Origin of the sequence: Metabacillus hrfriensis, from assembly GCF_030127205.1 — a bacterium.
In the GTDB taxonomy this organism is placed as follows: domain Bacteria; phylum Bacillota; class Bacilli; order Bacillales; family Bacillaceae; genus Bacillus_P; species Bacillus_P dongyingensis.
The window spans coordinates 1,125,690-1,144,047 of sequence record NZ_CP126116.1 but is presented as its reverse complement, the minus strand read 5'-3'; the positions used below and the strand labels follow the sequence as shown (position 1 = coordinate 1,144,047).

Here is an 18,358-nt window from a genome sequence, read left to right as displayed (position 1 = left end):
TCAATCCTGGTTTTGGATACTCATAGAGAGCGTATGTTTCCCCTAAACAGGCTCAATCCTGGTTTTGGATACTCATAAAGAGCGTATGTTTCCCCTAAACATTCTCACTCCTGGTTTTGGATACTCATAGAGTGCGTATGATTCCCCTAAACATTCTCAAACTTGGTTTTGGATACTCATAGAGTGCGTATGATTCCCCTAAACAGTCTCAATCCTAGTTTTGGATACTCATAGAGAGCGCATGATTCCCCTAAACATTCTCAAACTTGGTTTTGGATACTCATAGAGTGCGTGTGATTCCTCTTTACAGTCTCAATCCTGGATTTGGATACTCATTGAGTGCGTATGATTCCCCTAAACATTCTCACTCCTGGTTTTGGATACTCATAGAGTGCGTATGTTTCCCCTAAACAGTCTCAAACTTGGTTTTGGATACTCATAGAGTGCGTATGATTCCTCTTTACAGTCTCAATCCTGGTTTTGGATACTCATAGAGAGCGTATGATTCCCCTAAACAGGCTCAATCCTGGTTTTGGATACTCATTGAGTGCGTATGTCCCCTAAACATTCTCAATCCTGGTTTTGGATACTCATAGAGTGCGTATGATTCCCCTAAACAGGCACAATCCTGGTTTTGGATACTCATAGAGAGCACATGATTCCCCTAAACAGTCTCAATCCTGGTTTTGGATACTCATAGAGTGCGTATGTTTCCCTTAAACAGGCACAATCCGGGTTTTGGATACTCATAGAGTGCGTGTGATTACTCTTTACAGTCTCAATCCTGGTTTTGGATACTCATAGAGTGCGTATGATTCCCCTAAACAGGCTCAATCCTGGTTTTGGATACTCATTGAGTGCGTATGTTTCCCCTAAACAGGCACAATCCTGGTTTTGGATACTCATTGAGTGCGTGTGATTCCTCTTTACAGTCTCAATCCTGGATTTGGATACTCAATGAGAGCGTATGATTTCCCTAAATTGGCTCACTCCTTGGATCTGCGGACAACCTTCAAACTTAATCCTTTTTATAAAGATCTTCTTACTGTTTAATAGGTTACAGCTATATTTCTGCGCGCTCACAAAAACAAAAAGCCAGCTTACTTCAGCTGACTCTTTAAGATTCCTCGATATTGATTCTGTACTTTTCAAACCAGACATGAATCTGCGCAAGGTGTGCCAGCAGCTGTGGACCTGTCATAAGCTGTCCGTACCAAGGCGCCTGAAACGCATTGCCTTCTGATTCGATAATATCGTTCAGCGCTTTTTTATCAAAAAAGACGTGAAGGGCAGAATCCTGGTTTTTCGTCAATGACTGAAGCCAAGTTTTTACGGCTTTTGTATAGTGAGGATTATGTGTTTTTGGATACGGGCTTTTTTTACGGTAAAGGACTTCTTCCGGAAGCACGCCTTCTAATGCTTTGCGGAGAATTCCTTTTTCCCGGTTTCCATGCATTTTCATATCCCATGGAATGTTCCAAACATACTCTACGAGGCGATGGTCCGCAAACGGAACACGGACTTCGAGACTCGCTCCCATGCTCATGCGGTCTTTCCGGTCCAGCAAGGTCGTCATGAACCAAAGAATATTGAGATAAAACAGCTGCCTGCGTTTAGATTCCGTTTCAGACTCACCATCAAGAAGAGGTGTCTCTTTCAATGTTTCCTGGTATCTTGTTTTCACGTACTCTTTTAAATTCAGCTTGCTTTGCCAATCTGTACGAAGCAGATTCATCCTCGCATCCGTTGATCTCATCCACGGAAATGCATCTTCGGATAAATCCTGCGGCCTGTGAAACCACGGATATCCGCCGAATATTTCATCTGCACATTCCCCTGACAGTCCTACGACAAAATCTTTTTTAATTTCTTTGCAGAACCATAGAAGAGAAGAATCAATATCCGCCATACCAGGCAGATCTCTGACTTCAACGGCTTCCGTTAAGTAATCAACAAGCTGCTGCTGTGTGATGATTGACCGGTGGTGAACCGTTTGAAAAGCATCCGTCATTTTATCAATCCATGGAGCGTCTGAGTTTGGCTGAAATTCATTCGCTTTAAAAAACTTATCATTATCTTCGTAATCAATGGAAAACGTGTGAAGGGGACCTTTGCCTTCTTTTTCAAACTCTTTTGCAGCAATGGCGGTGATCGCACTTGAATCAAGTCCTCCTGAAAGAAATGTGCACACTGGAACATCCGAAACAAGCTGGCGAGTCACTGCATCATTGACTAAAAATCCAACGCGGCTGACTGTTTCATCAAAAGAATCAAGGTGATTTCTGCTTTGTACGTTCCAATATCTCCAAACCTTCAGCCCTTCTTTTGAAAACGTCATTGCATGAGCAGGACGGAGCTCCTTTACTCCCTTAAAAACGCCTATTCCAGGAGTTCTGGAAGGTCCAAGTCCAAATACCTCACTTAATCCTTCCCGATCAAGAACGGCCTTTTGATCAGGATGTGCAAGGATTGCCTTCAGTTCTGAGCCAAAAATAAGAGATGCCTTCTGCTCTGAATAAAAAAGCGGCTTTACCCCTAATCGATCTCTTGCAATAAAGAGTTTTTCACTACCCGAGTCCCAAACCCCAAAGGCAAAAATACCATTTAAATGATGCACACATTCTTCTTTCCACTCCATGTACGCTGAAAGCAGAACTTCTGTGTCAGAATGGCCTGCAAAGGTATACCCCCGCTTTAGTAATTCCAGGCGGATATCTTCTGTATTATATAGCTCGCCATTGTAGCAAATTGTAAATGTATTTTCTCCTTTTTTGCGGGTCATCGGCTGTCTTCCTCCTGCAGGATCGACAACTACAAGACGTTTATGGCCAAAAAGAATGTGCTGCTCTCCCCACACATTCGCATCATCCGGTCCCCTCTTTGATAAGCATTCCGCCATATTTGTTATGACATTTTTATGCTGCTGCAGATCTTTCTGGTAATGAACCCAGCCTGTTATTCCACACATCCGCCTATCATCTCCCCCATTTGAACAGCCTGAGTTTTACTCAGACAGTAAAAGATGTACCTATCCTATGCTTAACTTATGAAGAGTTGATTTGTCCGTATCACGTTTTTATTTGTAAAGGGGTGCTTTTGGCAAGTTTAGCCCGAATGTCTGTGAATAATCGATCACAAATTTCCTTTCCATAAAAAGGTGTATTGAATAAACTTCCCTCTTAATGGAAAAAACGAACGATAAAGAATCTATTTTAAGGGAGGTTCATTCAGGTGCTTTCAAAACAAAAACACCGCCTGCTCGAGCGGCAGGAACGGGCTCACGTCACAGGTTCAATTGAAATTGGCGAAGATCAGGAATTATTATTTTATGATGATGTGCATGAAGAGGTTTCCATTCTGCAATTTAAACAGGATGAATCATTGGAGATATTGCTGAATGACAGCTGGTATACGGGCAACTATTTAAAAGATGGACAGCTTTCTATTCCGATGGGCATCCATCAATTGAAAACAAATGATACGCTGCGCATTCAAAAAAAGGTGCCTTTCGCATTAGAATATATGCTGAAGGAATCCAGTGACGATTCTTTTCTTGCTTTTACAGCTAAGCTGAATGCTTTGTCATTCTCTATCCATGATTGTATATACAGCTATAATCATATGGTTTTTCAGGACGGAAAAACGGATAAAAAAGGGGTTTCTTTCTTTCAATTTGACAACGAAGAGGCCATTTGCGGAGTACAGCATCACTTTTCTAGGGGCAGCAAGAATGAAGACCGTTTTGAATTTACAACTTGCACGGGAAAAAGGGCGATTTTAACACAGATGCAGCAATAGCTGCAAAATACGGTTTGCTCTATTCATCTCTGCTTATCCGAAAACAAATTCAAGCTATAAAAAGAACCTCTGCACCCGGCAGAGGTTCTTTCCATTAAAATAATCTTAAACCGATTGGCAAACGCAGTCCCAGCAAAATCACGACAATCAGAACAATCACAAACTGAATCCAGAAAACGCGTGTCGGCTTTCTCTTTTTAGCTCGAACAAGGATCATTTCCATCATCGCAATCACGTAGATGCCAAGAATTGCTTTTCCGATATATTCGCCGCTGATAACTGCCAAACTGAGTAATAACTGCAGGCCTGAAGCGATGATCAATAAATAGAAAAGTCTTAAAGTCATGTGCACAATTTTGAAAGGTTTTTCTTTTCCCGACTTAAAGAGGGAGTTCGCGACAAAAAATAGAATAAGTGCGACAACCCATGTCGTAATATGTAAGTGTGTAGTCATTGGTAAATCCTCCTCTTTTTCATAACTTCCCATCCATATAGTATCATGAATGCCTATAAAAAATGAAATGTAAGCGCATTGACTTGTCTATTGTTTTCTTAAAAAAGGTAGGATATTGTAGTACATGAGGGAATGCTAGATTTATGTATTTCCAGACTTAATCGTATTCGGAGGAGATATTGTGTCAAAATCAGTACAAATCATCGACCTGACTGAAAAATATGGAGCAAACAATTATCATCCGCTGCCAATCGTTATTTCAAAGGCAGAAGGAGTTTGGGTAGAAGATCCTGAAGGCAACAAGTATATGGACATGCTCAGCGCCTATTCTGCTGTAAACCAAGGACACCGTCATCCAAAAATTATTGCTGCTCTAAAGGAGCAGGCAGATAAAATCACTTTAACATCAAGAGCCTTCCACAACGATCAGCTTGGTCCGTGGTATGAAAAGGTTTCTAATCTTACAGGAAAAGAAATGGTTCTTCCAATGAATACAGGCGCAGAGGCAGTCGAAACAGCCGTTAAAACCGTTCGCCGCTGGGCTTACGATGTAAAGGGTGTTCCGTCAGATCAAGCAGAGATTATTGTATGCGAGGAGAATTTCCATGGCCGTACAATGACAGCGGTATCAATGAGCTCAAGCGAAGAATACAAACGCGGCTTCGGCCCTATGCTTCCTGGCATTAAAGTGATTCCATTCGGCAATTTGGAAGCGCTCAAAGAGGCAATTACGCCAAATACAGCCGCTTTCATCTTTGAACCAATTCAGGGCGAAGCAGGCATTCACATTCCTGAAGAAGGCTTCCTGAAGGCTGCATATGACATCTGTAAAGAAAACAGCGTCCTTTATGTGGCAGACGAAATCCAGGCAGGACTTGGCCGCTCGGGAAAATTGTTTGCCTGTGACTGGGAAGATGTTAAACCGGATATGTATATTCTTGGAAAAGCACTCGGCGGAGGTGTTTTCCCGATCTCATGTGTAGCCGCTAATAAAGATGTACTTGGCGTTTTTGAGCCAGGATCACACGGTTCAACATTCGGCGGTAATCCGCTGGCATGTGCTGTTTCCATTGCAGCCTTGGATGTGCTTGTTGATGAAAAACTTTCTGAGCGCTCATTGGAACTTGGAAGCTACATGCAGGACCGCCTGCGCGAAATTGAAAATCCGATTATTAAAGAAGTACGGGGCAAAGGCTTATTCATCGGCTTGGAACTGACTGAATCAGCACGCCCGTACTGCGAAAAGCTTAAAGAAGAAGGACTTCTCTGCAAAGAAACGCACGAAACAGTGATCCGCTTTGCACCGCCGCTTGTCATCTCAAAAGAAGATCTTGACTGGGCGATTGAAAAAGTGAAAAAGGTTCTCGCCTAATAGTTCTTTAAACAGTGTTAATCGTCCTTGGATTAACACTGTTTTTGTTTGAGGAGCAAAGTTTAAATAATTAAATGCATTAAATGCTCTATTAGTCTTTTAAAGTCTTCGTATAACAGAACGTTTCCCTTACCTATTTGGCCTGATTTTCTTATTTTGGATGAAATCTTTCCATTTATATGGATCCACCACAATTCTCAGGGTCTCTATCATATTCCCATTGCCGATCGATCCGCCATAAAAAACAGCTTTTATATGTTTCCTCCTATTAAAAACACACCAGCAGTTCCACTGGCGTGTTTCATTTATTCTCCAATCTTATTCCAGAGTGTACCTATATTGTCGATCGTAATTTCTACAACATCACCCGGCTTTAAATATTTAGCCGGCTTAAACCCTTTGCCGACGCCTGCAGGTGTTCCCGTAGCAATGATATCCCCCGGCTCAAGTGTTGTTCCCTGCGAGATCGTGGAGATCACCTTTTCTATTGGAAAGATCATGTCTTTCGTATGTCCATTCTGCCTTACTTCCCCGTTCACCTTTGTCATCAGATTCAGTGTATATGGATCCGGCACAGCTGATTTATGTACAATGTAAGGACCCATCGGACATGATGTATCGAGGCTTTTACCGAGCAAAAATTGTTTATGCCTTGTTTGCAGGTCTCTCGCCGTTACATCATTAATAATGGTATAGCCATACACATAATCCATGGCTTCCTCTTCAGAAATGAGTTTTCCTTTTTTCCCGATAATAACCGCAAGTTCCCCTTCATAATCAAGTTCTCTTGTAAGATGCAAATGCGGATCAATCGGTTCTTCATGCCCAATCACTGTCGTGGGCGCTTTAGAAAAAAGCATAACATGTTCAGGAATATCCGCTTCGCTTCCAAGCTCAATCGCATGTTCCCGGTAATTCTTTCCGACGCAAAAAATATTCTTGCGGGGATTCGGGATAGGTGCGAGCCATTTGATATCTGAAAATGAATATAAATAAGATTCGGTTTCATTTGATTTTTTCACCCATAGTTCGAGCTGTTTTAAATGATTGATGAATTTTTCTCCCATTTCAATGCATTCAATAACCGTCTGCGGGGCTGAAGTCAAATCAAACAATTTTTTTTCTGCCCTTTGAATATCGAGAATTTTATTTTCTTCCATAATCAGTCCGATGAATGTTCGACCGTGAAGCTGTGCAGTAGCTAGTCTCATAGTTTTCCCCCATTTTGCCTTTGATTGAACATTTGCTTGTACCTTGCCTTCTCTAAAGTAAAATATTCGCTAAACAATGACATATTTCCTCTAAAAAAACAGGTGAAGTTTCAAACCCAGTCAACTTTCAACTTGAAAATCTGCAGCTGCAAGAGCGCAAGCTTCCATTCTGAAAATATGAAGCAATCACTCTACCCAATCCGCAAAACAACGGGTTTTTGTAGAAATCTGTAATGTTTTTTGTTATTTTATCGAATGTAAACCATTTTGTACAACCCTGTGTATAATAAGTTTATTACCTATACAGACATGCTTTTTCAGGAATCCATTTCACAATTTCAGGTACATTTCCCGCCTGAAAACAAGACACATTAAACCATGAAAGTTGGAGAAAAGATAATGGCACTGAACGAGATTGAAAACTACAGACAAAAGCTATTCGAAGCTGCAAAAGACTATGGCATGAACTCCTCAGAAACCGTGCGCTGCAGCCAGGAACTTGATTTATTGATTATCGAACAAATTAAACAGCAGCTTAAAAATCATATGCCCCTTCAGTCTGCTGTCAACTAAGCCCGATGTGAAAAGTAAATCCATTTTCGCAGCAGCCATTCAACAGGTCCAAATGCATTGCGCTTAAACCAAAGGTGACTTAAAAACACCTGTATCCCGTAAATGAATAGAACAAGGATGAAACCAGTCCATTCAGAAATTTCACCATAGAACCCAAGACCGTAAGAATAAAAGATAAACGTGCATATGATCGATTGCAGCAGATAATTGCTGAGTGATCCTCTGCCTGCAGCTCTTATTGGCTCAAGCCTGAATTTGAATTTATATAAAAACAGCAGGGCAAGCGATACATAACAAAGGGTTAAAGCAGGCCCTCCAAGTGATAATTGCAGATGCTGAGTAAGGATACTTTCATCCCAATAATATGGCATGGCTTTAAAAACGGCAGCTGCAGCACCTGTAATGATCGCCGTCCGTTTCCATTCTTTTATCATGGACTGATGAAACCAGCCCCTCTTATATGCAGCCGCTCCAAGCATAAACAGCGGAAGAATCGATAAGATCAGAAAAATAGCATTCTCAGCATTGTTTACATACGCCCAATCCGTCAGCCGCTGCTGCGTGATTTCAATAAAATTTCCCGTTTGGTAAACCTCCAATGATTGCTGAATCGCTTCCTGTGATCCATATTTTCCTGGGTCAAGACTTCCTGGTTCCCCCATATATGCAATCAACAGAGCAAGCGACATCAGGACATTCGGCAGGATTAGAATCCACAGTGCCCATTTCATAAGACGCTCAGCACTCCATTTAAGAAAAATCATAAAGATAAACCCAATGATTGCATAATTAATCAGGATGTCCCCGTGCCAAATCAAAGTTGCATGAAGTATTCCGATGATGAAAAGTCCGATCAGCCTCTTTGAATAATATCGGCCAAACGAATGTCCTTTTTCTTTTGCCCTCTCATAAAAAATCACACTTCCCGCACCGAAAAGAAACGAGAAAAGCGGATAAAAACTCGCTTGTGCAAATAAATTAATAAATTGTTCTATAAGCCTATCCAGTGAAGTCGTACTGCTTACAAAGCTGCTTTCGTACAAAGCAGGCTCATGGAACGATTTCATATTCACCAATAAAATCCCCAGCAGCGAAAACCCTCTCAAGATGTCAAGTACATGAAGCCGGTCTTTTTTATGTATTGCGTATAATGAATCCATCATATCCTCCAATTTCTTCTAGTTACAAAATATCATATCACATTGCTTTACAAGTCTATAAACGCCCTTTTTCTTATTACATATCCTCATGACTATTTCCTTTCGACATTTTTTTTGCAGAATTGAATGAAAGATTATTTATAGGTATTTCCTCCAGTATAAAAAACGCGATATCAGTTACTATTTTCATATAAAATGCCCATAAATCTGATTTTATCGCCTTAATACCCAGAATAAACTGTCAAAACAACAGGACTAACCTTTTATTAACAAAGAAACCTTTAGAAGATAGCATATAAGTATAAATATTTCGCATAACGAATTATTTATCATTAAACATTTGGAGGATTTCAATGAATCTTAAAAAGAAAGTATTGTCTGTTTCTCTATCCGGTCTTATGGCAATTAGCGCTATTTCCGTTGTTTCTTCACCAGTAAGTGCAGTCGGCAATGGACCTGGCGCAGGGAATGGATCAATCCAAACATCCATTCTTCATACTTATGACAGCATGGTAGACTATTTAAAAACACAAGATGCCAAGCAGGAGGCCATGCAGCTTGAAATCATCGGCCAAACAGTAAAAGGCCGGGATATTTACTTAGCAAAATACATATCAAACCCGGACAACCCTACTATTCTCTTTTTAACACAGCAGCACGGCAACGAGCAGCTGACAACAGAGGGAGCCCTTGAATTCATCAAACACTTAGGCACCAATAAAACAAAAGGTATTCTAGAGAATGTGAATATCCTGGTCATTCCAATGCTAAATGCTGACGGTGCCATGGGTGATGTGAATTTTTCACTGGATAACTATTTAGCTGATGGCGGCCGCCATTTAACCCGGTATAATGCAAATGAGATTGATTTAAACCGGGAGCATGATAAACCGATTGGCAGCATGCAGGCAGAAGTTAAAGCTTTATATGAAAATGTGTTTGAAAAGTACAAGATTGATTACATGATAGACCTTCATCATCAAGGAACACTAAGTGAAACAGAGGGGGAGCTTGTATCAGGATCAATTCTGCATCCGACTAATTCTAATGTCGATGCTGATGTTCTTGAGCGTTCCAAAAAACTGGGATCGGTTGTCTATCATTCTATTGAAAACACTGGCTGGGGCCATATTGGCAAATACGATGGAGGCAGCGGTCAAAATATCGGACGCAACGGAGCAGCTGTCCGTTATGGCATTTCTACTCTTCTGTTTGAAATGCGCGGAATGTCCGATCACTATATTGAATCCTATGCGCTTGGACAAAAAAGCAATGGCTACCTGATTAAACAAACGATCACAACGCTTGACTCTACAGTCAGAGCCATCGCAGACGGATCAATCGAGAATGCGGATGTAAGCTTTTGGGATACACTTCCGACTCAAAAAAGCCGTTCTGGTGAAGAATCAGACGAATAAGGATTTGAGTTGATTGAAAAAACGCTTAGGAACGATTCCCTAAGCGTTTTTCTTTTGTACAAAACTCATCTATCTTTTCCCGAAGTCTAAGAAACATACAGCGCCTGATCTGCAAGCTTCAAAATATCTTCTGGATTGACGCCGTTCTGTTGCCATAGCACAGCTTATGCTGCGGCCTGCTCTCCCTTCATTTTCAGCGAAAATTATAGGCTGATTAATGAAAGACCAGGGATTTTAATGAGTGATTTATGAGAATGAAAATTCGATCTTCCCTTCTTTAAGGACAAGGCTTGCATCAAATGGTTTCTTCCCTTTAAAGCCTTTCAGCTTGTTCGTTTTTCCTTTAAGGCAAAGCTGTTTAATTTGCGCCGCCGAAATAGATTTTCCCAAAAGCTTTTTCGGAAACGTCTGTTTGCAGCCAGTTTTGTAATCCGTGCACCCATAAAAAGTTTTGCGGTCCATGATGCTGCCCGTTTTACATGCAGGACAAAGACAGATGGCTTCTCTTGTGTCTGCAGCAGCCGGCTGTGCAGTCACTTCTAATTTCTCCATACTTACACTTGCCTGATCCAGCAATGTGAAACAGAATTTTTTTGCAGTATCAATGAAGACATCTTTTGACTTTTCACCGCTGCCGATTCCTTTCAGATAAACCTCCCATTTAGCCGTCATTTCTGGTTTGGAAAGCAGTGTACCCTCAACAGCTTCACAGAGAATTTCTCCTTTCCCTGTAACAAAAACCTCGTTCTTTTTGACTTCAATAAATTTTCTCATCAGCAAGGTATCAATAATTCCAGAGCGTGTTGCTTCTGTTCCAAGGCCTTCGGTGCTGTTCAGCGCTTCTCTCATTTCCTTGTCTTCAACATGTTTGCCTGCAGTTTTCATAAGGGTAATCAGCTGGCCCTGAGTGTAAGGTTTAGGCGGCTGTGTCATGCCATCCTTTACTTTTACAGAGGCAACGGCTGCTTCACCGTTGGTTACTTTCGGAAGCATTTGATCTTCTTTTTTTTCATCCGCTTCAACGGGTTCCTTTTGATACAGCGACTTCCATCCCCGATTTTTCATTGTTTTTCCTTTACTGATGAACTCATTTTTTCCAATAGAAGTGACAATGGTTGTTTCATCAAATACATAGTCATCCATGAACATTCCAAGTACCGTTTTGATTACCTCTTCGTAGACGGATTTTTGTTCATAGCTAAAAGAGTTAAAAACAGAAGGACTGACTTTTTTTTCAGTCGGCACGATGGCATAGTGATCGCTGACACGCTTAGAATCTACATATCTTTTGGATGGATGAAGGCGCACAGGGTTAAAAGACAGGGAAAGTGCCTGCTGATACTGGCTGATGTTTGCTTTGATGTAACTGAACTCTTCATCTGTAATATATTGCGAATCCGTCCGGGGATAAGAAATATATCCTTTTTCATACAAAGATTGAGCCGTTTTCAACACCTGGCTCGGACTCAATTTCCTTTGTTTATTCAGCTTTGCCTGCAGGGTGGACAAACTGTGAAGCTTAGGCGAAGGCACACGTTTTTCAGCAACTTCGGTGCTTTTAACCCTTGCATCATACGTTTTCTGATTTTCCGTTATATCAGGTGCTACTGCTGCAAACAACTCTTCAGATGTTTTAAATCGGCCTTTCAGCTTGCCTGTATACTCCCCGTTCTCGACCTTGAAGGCTGCCTGAAGCTCGAAGAAAGGTTCTGGTTTAAAATTCTCGATTTCTTTTTGCCTGTCATAAATTAATTTTAATACAGGGGTTTGCACACGGCCGACACTGAACACATCGCGGATCCCCTTTTTTTGAAGATGAAGGGTATAGAGCCTGCTTGCATTTAATCCGACAAGCCAGTCCGATATTTGCCGGGCCTGTGCTTCGTGGAACAGATGAATGGTTTTGCTGCCGTCATACAGCTCGTTAAAGCCTTTTATGATCGCATTCTCTGTCAAAGAAGAGGTCCAGAGCCGTTTTATCGGCTTTTGGTTTGCTCCAGCCATCATGATCAGCAGGCGTGCGATGTTTTCACCTTCCCGTGCCGGATCTGTTCCGATAATAATTTCGTCCGCTTCTTTTAATAGATCTTTAACAATCTTATATTGCTTCACTTTTCCTTTACTTACTTTATACAAAAACTGGTCTGGAATAATCGGCAGAGTTTCAAGCCTCCACTTTTTCCATTCATCTTTATATTCATCCGGATTTTTAAGCTCAACTAAATGGCCGATTGCCCACGTGACCTTCGCACCATTTGGAAAAGCAGAGCATGACCCAATCTCCAAGTATCCTTCTCTTTTAACAAAAGGAAATGGAGCAGCGAGTTTACGCCCCTGATCAGGTTTTTCTGCCAAGATTAATACGCATCCCATTTATAGGTCAATCTCCTTTATTCTATATATTATAAGGTATAAGTCTTGTTCGACTTTTTTAATAAGTCAAACAAGTAAGCGTCAAATAATATCACGCCCAGAAATGCGAACATTATTTGACGCTTTTTAATTTTACTTCGTTAAAAAGTTATAAATCTTCTAACTTTCTAATTCTACTATTTCTTCTAACTCAGTATAGTAATTTTTAATAGTCATTTCCATACAGGCTTTTCTATTTTCAGGTGTACGTTGTGATATATGTTTTTTGTTATAACAAAATGTAAAGTCATGAATTGTTGCAAAAATATTTGAGTAAGCTTGCATCCAGTCATATAAATCATTAGGCGCGAGTTCTGATTCTGTACTTGCCATGAAAAATTCTTCAATTTTAGAAAGTGCAGGCGCTATTTGCTCAACCAAATTTTGCTTCTGAAATTAATCCGTTCGTATATTCATTATAAAGACTAATTACTTCTTCAGCTGATTTTAACATTGTTCTAGATATTTCTTTTACAGCTAACATTAATTCTTCTTTGTTACCTGTGTTATCCTGATTAAGAGTTTTGAGGCTTTCATAATAAGCATGCACATTAAAATGTGTGTCTTTTATAATAAACTTGTTTGAACCATCTATATTATACCACCAATCTTTGTTCTGATTATCATCACACCAAGTCGTATGCCATATGAAATTACCTCTTTTCATGTCACTTTCATCAAAGCCAAAATATATCCATACTATATTGGCTAATTTACCATTCCACCTTTCAGAACTTCTTTGATTTTTATATCCTTCAGCCGTTTTAATTTTATCCCTTATTTCAATGGATACTTTAGAGATCTCTTCAAAGGAAAGTGGTTCTTTTAGAATGACCTTTACTCCATATCTTTTACATTTCCCAGTATGCACTGGTTCAACTTCATAAATGATATATTGATTGCTTTCGAAATATATCTTCACTGTATTGAAAGGTTTGTAATCATCAACCTTAAAGAAAATAGTTCCCTCCATATTTCTTTTGAAAATTGGATTTTGTTGCAATGTAGGATTTCTTTTATTCCAAACATCCAAATAAATATTTACCAGTTTATGTATATCTTTTAAAGAAACTCTACCTTTTTTAACAATCAATTTGTTTTCAAATGTTTCACATAAAAAACTTGTAAAGATACTAATCGGTTTATCCGGATGTCCATATGAGACTTGTTCCGCATTACTTGAGGAGAAAACTGCGTAACCTTTTCCTTGAAAGTCTGCAATCATTTGATTAACTTCTGGATTTACTGGGTCTTCAATTGAATAATTACCAGAATAACAACAATCTAAAAATACTACTTTACTTTTTGCAGGAACTTTTTCTAATTTCTTTATTAACTCGTTTGTGCTTATAAAATCGTCACTTAATATAAGATGATGTTGTTGATCAAAATTTTGACCATTCCCAGAAAAATAAAAAAGCAGAACATCATCTTCATTTATAATTGATGCCATTGTTGATAATGCATTATCAAATTGTTTGATACTTTTCTTTAAGAGAACTTACTGCAGTAAAAATGGAATGTTCTTCTTCTTTAAGAACATAGTCTATCTCTGCGTTTTCATCACTTGGATAAATGTCTTTCAGTTGAATATGAGAACGTTTTTTTCTTTTTTGCTTTAAAGAACAATTTACAACAATTCGATTAAACCACGTTTTAAAAGAAGCTTTATTAGAGTCATACCTTTTTAGTGAAGAATAAGTTTGAATAAGTGCTTCTTGTACGGCATCTTCCGCAAGAGTATATTCATTTAAAAGTAAATAAGCAGTTTGATGAGCTCGCTTTATATATGGCGTTAATAAAGTGTTAAAAGCATCGTCATCTCCTTTTAAAGCTCTTTTAATTAATATTGTCTCATCCAAAATAATGCCTCCTTTCACTTACTTATTACCAATAGAGAACCTGGAGGTTCATTTTTTTAATTTTTTCAAAATAAGGAAATTTTTCCAATTAGATTAAAAGGCAGCATTACTTTAGAAGTAGTGCTGCCTTTAGTGATAAAGAGAGACATTATAAAACTAATATCTATAAATTCCACCTATAATTCAATATTTAATCTTGAGACTAGTATGAACAGGAAGAGTAGATTTTATACGATGGTTATTCAACAATCTAATAGATTTACTTTATTGTAAAAGCTCGAAGTTGTTGGGAAACATGGAAACGGACGCTTTCCTTATTCCAGAAATGCGCCCGATTGCGGAAGAATCATTGTTTAAAATGTCGTTTTAAGATTTTCCTTTTTTCATTAACAGTTTTAACGTTTCCTCTAGTCCTTCTTTATATGGTGTTGCTGCAATTTTCCCTATTCTATTTTCATATTTTTCACCACTTAGAATAAATCCTTCCTCTGTAAGATACATTATTTCTACTGCTTCCCTCATAACTGGATCAAATAAGCCAATGATTCGAATTGCATTTTTGTTTAAAGGAATGACTAATTTTCTATTTCCAGTTATTTCGTGTGCAATTTTTATTATTTCTTTTCCTGTAATCAATCCTCCGCCAGGAATATTCCAATTTTCCCCATAGGAATCATCTTTGATTGCTATTTCCACAATCATCTTAGCTGCATCTGGTAAATAAACATATTCTCTTGGTGTTTTTAAATTGCCTATAAAAACAGATATTTTATCTGCAGCTAGCCCCGTCAATGTAGGTTGTAAATAAGAATTTTGAGAAGTTACACCATAATAATCCGGTAATCTTACAATTAATGCTTTTGCATTCTTCCATTTCTTATCAAATACTAAATTCTCAAATTCTACCCTAATACTCCCTTTTTTTGTATGAGGTTGTTTTAAATGATTTTCATCTCCTTTTGCAATTTGGCGGCCGTAGACATAAATTCCATCAACTATTACAATTTTCTTGCCTAAAATATCTGCTGCTTTCATCACACTTTCTCCAAGTAAATGTAGTTTATCAGCCATTTCATGATATTGAACATTTGCACACTGAAATATTACATCCGCATCAACTGCTGCTTCGACAATGGTTTGATATTCAAAGATATCGCCAAGTTTGTATGTTAACAATGGTGTAGAATGGTGTTGTGTGATTAAATCCTTTAATTTATTTTCAGACCGTCCAAATGCAATCACTTCTATTCCTCTGGATAATAGTTCTGTAACAATTACTTGACCAGTCCCGCCAGTTGCTCCTAATACGATTGCTTTATTCATTTTTTACCTCTCCTTTTATTTAGTGATTAATCAATTAAATTTTATTAAAAAATCCTTAGTTAGTGATTGATCAATTACAATTAATTTAAAAAAAACTTAGTTAGTGATTTATGCCTACCAATTTTCTTTTACTCATTTTAAAATGAAAAATAATAATGTCTCAATGGCTATTATGCCTAATATTATTGAAGTTGTTAAAAGAATAATTTTTTTGTTTCACATGGCTATCATCTCCTTTAAATCAACTAGAACACATCAGAAAAAAGTTAAAGGTATTTCCTATATTTCAAATTTTAGTTAGTGATTGATCACTAACTAAAATTTGAAATGAAAAACCGAGATACTCGGCTATTTACCTTTTCCATCAATAAGTTCCGGAAAGTCGATAAAATAAGAAATATTACAAAGTATTCCTCTTGCTAAGAATGTCGTAACTTCTTTTTCCGAATTGGGAATACCTGCTGAATGAAACCTTTCCAAAATGTAGTTCCTAATACTAGAAAGACCTGATTTTGTAGACTTTTTTATGGTTTCTTCTGTGATTGAAAGTCCAATGACTTGCAGCTCAATTTCATTAGGATGTGACACAGATAACTCTTCATAAGCTTCAATCATTTTGGTGACCAATTGCTCAGGCTCTGCCTCTACATTTTTAAACGTTTGGAGTATCCTTTCATATGCACGATCAAGAGCTGCTATGAATAACTCCTCTTTTGTTTTAAAAAATCTAAAAACATATGGTTGTGATATTCCAGCTTTTTCTGCAATGAGTGCAGTAGTTGTATTATAATAGCCGTTTTCGGAAAATACTTCCAAACTAGCCTCAAGAATATCTTCCCTGCGTTCCTCTTTTTTTGGTCTAGTCAACATAAAACACCTGCTTCAACAATAGTTAGTGATTGATCAATTACATTATAATACATAAAAATCTTTTACGCAAGAAGAACGATCAGTTTTCTAACGTAGGCTTCTTCAAAATAAATAGTTCCATACTCTTCGTCATTTTTTTTCGGAGCATAGGACGCTGATAAATTCCTTCCTAAAAATCCTTCATAATCAAATAGCAAATCATTTTGATACTTTTTAAACTCATACTTTCCATTCTTAAAAAAGCTGTTAAATACTTCTGAAGTTTCCTCCATTTCACCGCTAAATCCTTTGAAATTCGGACAGGTCTTTTGGCAAATTTCTGCATTTTCTTTAATAATAGGGCTAGTTACATCTCTGCTATTCCAAACAAGAGCGACATTTGCATACGTTTTAATCTAAATTACCTGACTTTCCCTCAAAAACAAGCCGACGATATTATTGTACTTATTAAACTATCCTGCTCCGTTACTTTAAGTACATTTCTTCACAATCTCATACCGACATTTACTTATATATCCATTTTTGAAAATAAGTTACTCAACAATATAGCCCGATTGCGGAATAAACTTGTCTGCCTATTTTACATGAAAATAGTTATCGGAAGTCGCTTTATTAGAAATCTATGGTAAGAGATAGGAGAAAAAGAACCAACAACGAAACCAAAAGAAACCGTAAATTGTTATGACTTTACTTCTTGTTTTCTAACCTTCCATCGCGAGACCATTAGAAGCACCAGTGGCAGTAAACCGAATAAATACAACGCGACATTGCCCTGTAAATCCCCTAATTTAAACATATCATTGATATTTTTCGGAATCATGGCAATGATGTAGATAACCGGAAGCAAGCCATACATAAATGGACGAATGCTTTTTTTGAAGAGTTGAGCCAGTCCTAAAGCAGCACCATAGTAGAAGATCGTAAAGGAAGAAAACATTTGCATAATCCATATCACGAGCAATAAAGACTCAAACCGTTCAAAGATCAAACCGGGAATTTCAAAACTTCGCATGAGATCAAGCGTCGGCCATGTTCTTGTAACTACTCCATCGACGGAAAATGCTCCGATGACCATCACGACTGTCATCAAATAAAAAATCAACGGTAAAGCAATTCCAATTAGAACGGCTTTTACTGCTTTCTTTGGTTCTTTCATAAATGGCAAAAGGAACAAAATGGTTTCAAAACCAGTGTATGATAGACCAGTTGTCTGTACTCCTTTTAGTACCGGTATCACTCCCTGCCCTAGAACCGGGCGTAGATTATCAATTTCAAATATTTTGAAGCTCATAAAGGCAACAATTATAAAAAAGATGACGGTAATAGGCAAGATAATTTCAAATATTCGGGCGATTGGATTTATTCCGCTAATGATTAGATACAGACCTACCCACATAAATGGCATTATGATTGCCCAGGTAGGGGTGCCTTCCAACAAAAAAAAATTCGATACTTCTGCTAGCGCTCGGACTTGAAACCCACAAGCTGTAAAAAAATAACATACAATAAGCAGACTAAGTAACCCTCCAACCCATTTACCAACAATTTCTTGACTGTATTCATAAAAGGTTTTTCCGGGAAACTGTTGGCTTAATTTAACAATGATCACTCCTGCGATCATCGCGATCAGACCGCCTAAAATAACGCTGATCCATATATCTGGGGTTTTCACCTTCTCTACTGCAGTTCTGGGCAAGGTGAGGATTCCTACCCCGAATATAGCATTGATTACAATAACAGTTACTTGCTCAGTCGTGATTCGGTCTTTAAAACTGGTAATCATTGCTGGTCACTTCCTTATTCACAATTCAGGGTTACTACTTTCAGAAAGTTCATTACTTCTCATTTTTCCACGCTATTTCTTATAAACGGTACAATTTTATATTTCCAAAAAAGAACAAAAAT

Annotated in this window: 15 protein-coding genes and 1 pseudogene; 4 read left to right on the top strand and 12 right to left on the bottom strand. The window is 38.4% G+C overall.

Annotated elements, in window-relative coordinates; genetic code table 11:
• Positions 1-1,117: 1,117 nt before the first annotated feature.
• Positions 1,118-2,968, bottom strand: a complete 1,851-nt coding sequence (gene asnB / locus QLQ22_RS05655; protein WP_223440300.1) for an asparagine synthase (glutamine-hydrolyzing) — start codon at positions 2,966-2,968, stop codon at positions 1,118-1,120.
• Between the two features lie 263 nt (positions 2,969-3,231).
• Here asnB and QLQ22_RS05650 point away from each other — a divergent pair, with 263 nt between their 5' ends.
• Positions 3,232-3,798, top strand: a complete 567-nt coding sequence (locus QLQ22_RS05650) for a DUF2777 family protein (RefSeq protein ID WP_223440299.1) — start codon at positions 3,232-3,234, stop codon at positions 3,796-3,798.
• A gap of 94 nt (positions 3,799-3,892) precedes the next feature.
• On the opposite strand, the gene QLQ22_RS05645 is transcribed toward QLQ22_RS05650, so the two are convergent.
• Complete coding sequence (locus tag QLQ22_RS05645) at positions 3,893-4,252, bottom strand: YisL family protein (RefSeq protein ID WP_223440297.1); 360 nt, start codon at positions 4,250-4,252, stop codon at positions 3,893-3,895.
• 181 nt (positions 4,253-4,433) lie between these two features.
• Here QLQ22_RS05645 and QLQ22_RS05640 point away from each other — a divergent pair, with 181 nt between their 5' ends.
• Positions 4,434-5,624, top strand: a complete 1,191-nt coding sequence (locus QLQ22_RS05640; protein WP_223440296.1) for an ornithine--oxo-acid transaminase — start codon at positions 4,434-4,436, stop codon at positions 5,622-5,624.
• Between the two features lie 305 nt (positions 5,625-5,929).
• On the opposite strand, the gene QLQ22_RS05635 is transcribed toward QLQ22_RS05640, so the two are convergent.
• Positions 5,930-6,835, bottom strand: coding sequence for a fumarylacetoacetate hydrolase family protein (locus QLQ22_RS05635; RefSeq protein WP_223440295.1), 906 nt, complete (start codon positions 6,833-6,835; stop codon positions 5,930-5,932).
• Between the two features lie 399 nt (positions 6,836-7,234).
• Here QLQ22_RS05635 and QLQ22_RS05630 point away from each other — a divergent pair, with 399 nt between their 5' ends.
• On the top strand, positions 7,235-7,408 hold the full coding sequence (locus QLQ22_RS05630) for an aspartyl-phosphate phosphatase Spo0E family protein (protein WP_223440294.1): 174 nt from the start codon (positions 7,235-7,237) through the stop codon (positions 7,406-7,408).
• Here QLQ22_RS05630 and QLQ22_RS05625 read toward each other — a convergent pair.
• Positions 7,405-8,568, bottom strand: coding sequence for a DUF418 domain-containing protein (locus QLQ22_RS05625; protein ID WP_223440293.1), 1,164 nt, complete (start codon positions 8,566-8,568; stop codon positions 7,405-7,407). The genes QLQ22_RS05630 and QLQ22_RS05625 overlap by 4 nt on opposite strands.
• A gap of 353 nt (positions 8,569-8,921) precedes the next feature.
• Between QLQ22_RS05625 and QLQ22_RS05620 the strand changes: the two genes are divergently transcribed.
• Entirely contained in the window at positions 8,922-9,986 is a 1,065-nt protein-coding gene (locus tag QLQ22_RS05620) for a M14 family zinc carboxypeptidase (protein ID WP_252208201.1), read from the top strand.
• Positions 9,987-10,232: 246 nt separating this feature from the next.
• On the opposite strand, the gene QLQ22_RS05615 is transcribed toward QLQ22_RS05620, so the two are convergent.
• From QLQ22_RS05615 to QLQ22_RS05580, 8 genes and pseudogenes are all read right to left on the bottom strand, one after another.
• Positions 10,233-12,359, bottom strand: coding sequence for a type IA DNA topoisomerase (locus QLQ22_RS05615; RefSeq protein ID WP_284016190.1), 2,127 nt, complete (start codon positions 12,357-12,359; stop codon positions 10,233-10,235).
• Between the two features lie 159 nt (positions 12,360-12,518).
• Positions 12,519-12,779: a hypothetical protein gene (locus QLQ22_RS05610; protein WP_284016189.1), complete on the bottom strand. Its 261-nt coding sequence runs from the start codon at positions 12,777-12,779 to the stop codon at positions 12,519-12,521.
• Positions 12,772-13,851: a caspase family protein gene (locus QLQ22_RS05605; RefSeq protein ID WP_284016188.1), complete on the bottom strand. Its 1,080-nt coding sequence runs from the start codon at positions 13,849-13,851 to the stop codon at positions 12,772-12,774. The genes QLQ22_RS05610 and QLQ22_RS05605 overlap by 8 nt, the downstream gene beginning before the upstream one ends.
• Positions 13,852-13,867: 16 nt before the next feature.
• The gene (locus QLQ22_RS05600) at positions 13,868-14,260 is read right to left on the bottom strand and encodes an RNA polymerase sigma factor (RefSeq protein ID WP_284016187.1); all 393 of its coding nucleotides are present in this window, start codon (positions 14,258-14,260) and stop codon (positions 13,868-13,870) included.
• 366 nt (positions 14,261-14,626) lie between these two features.
• The gene (locus QLQ22_RS05595; RefSeq protein ID WP_284016186.1) at positions 14,627-15,583 is read right to left on the bottom strand and encodes an NAD-dependent epimerase/dehydratase family protein; all 957 of its coding nucleotides are present in this window, start codon (positions 15,581-15,583) and stop codon (positions 14,627-14,629) included.
• 348 nt (positions 15,584-15,931) lie between these two features.
• Positions 15,932-16,453, bottom strand: a complete 522-nt coding sequence (locus QLQ22_RS05590; protein WP_223440283.1) for a TetR/AcrR family transcriptional regulator — start codon at positions 16,451-16,453, stop codon at positions 15,932-15,934.
• Between the two features lie 104 nt (positions 16,454-16,557).
• A pseudogene (locus QLQ22_RS05585) lies at positions 16,558-16,848 on the bottom strand (class I SAM-dependent methyltransferase); the annotation flags it as partial.
• Positions 16,849-17,132: 284 nt separating this feature from the next.
• The gene (locus QLQ22_RS05580; protein WP_284016185.1) at positions 17,133-18,236 is read right to left on the bottom strand and encodes a spore germination protein; all 1,104 of its coding nucleotides are present in this window, start codon (positions 18,234-18,236) and stop codon (positions 17,133-17,135) included.
• Between the last annotated feature and the right edge of the window lie 122 nt (positions 18,237-18,358).

Excerpts from the sequence above, each read along its gene's own strand:
- QLQ22_RS05580 (WP_284016185.1), bottom strand. The coding sequence starts at position 18,236 with ATGATTACCAGTTTTAAAGACCGAATCACGACTGAGCAAGTAACTGTT.
- QLQ22_RS05620 (WP_252208201.1), top strand. The coding sequence starts at position 8,922 with ATGAATCTTAAAAAGAAAGTATTGTCTGTTTCTCTATCCGGTCTTATG.
- QLQ22_RS05645 (WP_223440297.1), bottom strand. The coding sequence starts at position 4,252 with ATGACTACACACTTACATATTACGACATGGGTTGTCGCACTTATTCTA.
- QLQ22_RS05590 (WP_223440283.1), bottom strand. The coding sequence starts at position 16,453 with ATGTTGACTAGACCAAAAAAAGAGGAACGCAGGGAAGATATTCTTGAG.
- asnB (WP_223440300.1), bottom strand. The coding sequence starts at position 2,968 with ATGTGTGGAATAACAGGCTGGGTTCATTACCAGAAAGATCTGCAGCAG.
- QLQ22_RS05595 (WP_284016186.1), bottom strand. The coding sequence starts at position 15,583 with ATGAATAAAGCAATCGTATTAGGAGCAACTGGCGGGACTGGTCAAGTA.
- QLQ22_RS05615 (WP_284016190.1), bottom strand. The coding sequence starts at position 12,359 with ATGGGATGCGTATTAATCTTGGCAGAAAAACCTGATCAGGGGCGTAAA.
- QLQ22_RS05605 (WP_284016188.1), bottom strand. The coding sequence starts at position 13,851 with ATGGCATCAATTATAAATGAAGATGATGTTCTGCTTTTTTATTTTTCT.
- QLQ22_RS05635 (WP_223440295.1), bottom strand. The coding sequence starts at position 6,835 with ATGAGACTAGCTACTGCACAGCTTCACGGTCGAACATTCATCGGACTG.
- QLQ22_RS05630 (WP_223440294.1), top strand. The coding sequence starts at position 7,235 with ATGGCACTGAACGAGATTGAAAACTACAGACAAAAGCTATTCGAAGCT.
- QLQ22_RS05625 (WP_223440293.1), bottom strand. The coding sequence starts at position 8,568 with ATGGATTCATTATACGCAATACATAAAAAAGACCGGCTTCATGTACTT.